Here is a 1,103-nt window from a genome sequence, read left to right as displayed (position 1 = left end):
GTAACCGCCCGATTGGCACCGCCTGCCGCATAGCGCCTTGATGGCCTAAGACACGTGTTTAGCGACGTCGTTAGCGACGTGTCTTATGCGGGGATTGCGATGCGGGTTGAAATTCTTGGGCAAGAGCGGCGGCGTCGATGGCGCGACGATGAGAAGCTCGCGATTGCCATGTCGGTTGGGGATGGTGGAGCGACGATCACAGAGGTTGCCCATCGGCACGATATTACGCGGCAGCAGATCTATGCCTGGCGTAGCGAGTTGAAGAAGAAGGGGCTGCTCTCCGGGTCTTCGAATGCATTGTTCATGCCCGTCGATATGAAAGCGGTGCAAGTGGATGTCGCTGATGACCGGGAAAGGTGCTCCGGGATGGTCGAGCTGCGATTGAGCTGTGGCCGCACCCTTCGCTTTGGCAGTTCGGTCGATACGGCGGCGCTGACGCAGCTCATCCGGGCGGTGGAAGCAGCATGATCGGGCCTGGGACCGGCGTTCGGGTCTATCTTGCGTGCGGTATCACGGACATGCGCAAAGGAATAGAAGGCTTGGCTGCGCTTGCGCAGGATGTCTTGCGTCAGAAGCCGACGGGCGGTGCGGTCTTCGCCTTTCGGGGCAAACGAGGCGATCGTTTAAAGCTGCTGTATTTTGATGGCCAAGGCTTCTGCCTGTATTACAAGATTTTGCAGAAAGGTCGTTTCCCGTGGCCTTCAGCGTCAGACGGGACAGCGCGACTGACGTCGGCGCAACTGGCGATGTTGTGGGAAGGGATCGATTGGCGTCGTCCTGATTGGGGTGCTCCACCGGCCCGTGTCGGGTGATTTTATCCCTCTGAATCTGCTCGTTTTTATGGCAATTTCTCCTGACTTGTGGTAGTCAGGATCATGTCAAACGCAACGACAAATCTTCCTGATGATCCAGCCTTTCTCAAGGCAATGATAATCGCGTTGCAGGCAGAAAACGCGAAGATGTCGGCGACGTTGCAAGCGCACGACCAGTTGATCCAAACCCTGCGGCTGCGCATCGCCAAGCTGAAGAAGCAGGTCTTCGGCAAGTCGTCCGAAAAGATCGAGCGTGAAATCGAGCAGTTGGAACTGGCGCTTGAGGATCTG

The 1,103-nt window shown here is 57.1% G+C and carries 3 protein-coding genes; all 3 read left to right on the top strand.

All coding sequences use genetic code 11. The features are described from left to right. Window positions 1-99 precede the first annotated feature (99 nt). On the top strand, window positions 100-468 hold the full coding sequence (gene tnpA, locus ACP7E0_RS34915; RefSeq protein WP_426131936.1) for an IS66-like element accessory protein TnpA: 369 nt from the start codon (window positions 100-102) through the stop codon (window positions 466-468). Beyond that, window positions 465-812 (top strand): IS66 family insertion sequence element accessory protein TnpB, encoded by a 348-nt coding sequence (gene tnpB, locus ACP7E0_RS34910; protein ID WP_056533973.1) that lies wholly within the window; start codon window positions 465-467, stop codon window positions 810-812. The genes tnpA and tnpB overlap by 4 nt, the downstream gene beginning before the upstream one ends. Before the next feature lie 63 nt (window positions 813-875). Next, window positions 876-1,103: transposase domain-containing protein (locus ACP7E0_RS34905; RefSeq protein ID WP_426131933.1), on the top strand; the 228-nt coding region annotated here is incomplete at its 3' end.

This window comes from Pararhizobium sp. PWRC1-1 (assembly GCF_049897905.1).
Classification (GTDB): Bacteria; Pseudomonadota; Alphaproteobacteria; order Rhizobiales; family Rhizobiaceae; genus Pararhizobium.
Note: the sequence above shows the minus strand (reverse complement) of the source record. Positions and strands in the feature narration are given on the sequence as shown.

Coding starts and splice junctions, on each gene's coding strand:
- tnpB (WP_056533973.1), top strand. CDS start 465: ATGATCGGGCCTGGGACCGGCGTTCGGGTCTATCTTGCGTGCGGTATC.
- tnpA (WP_426131936.1), top strand. CDS start 100: ATGCGGGTTGAAATTCTTGGGCAAGAGCGGCGGCGTCGATGGCGCGAC.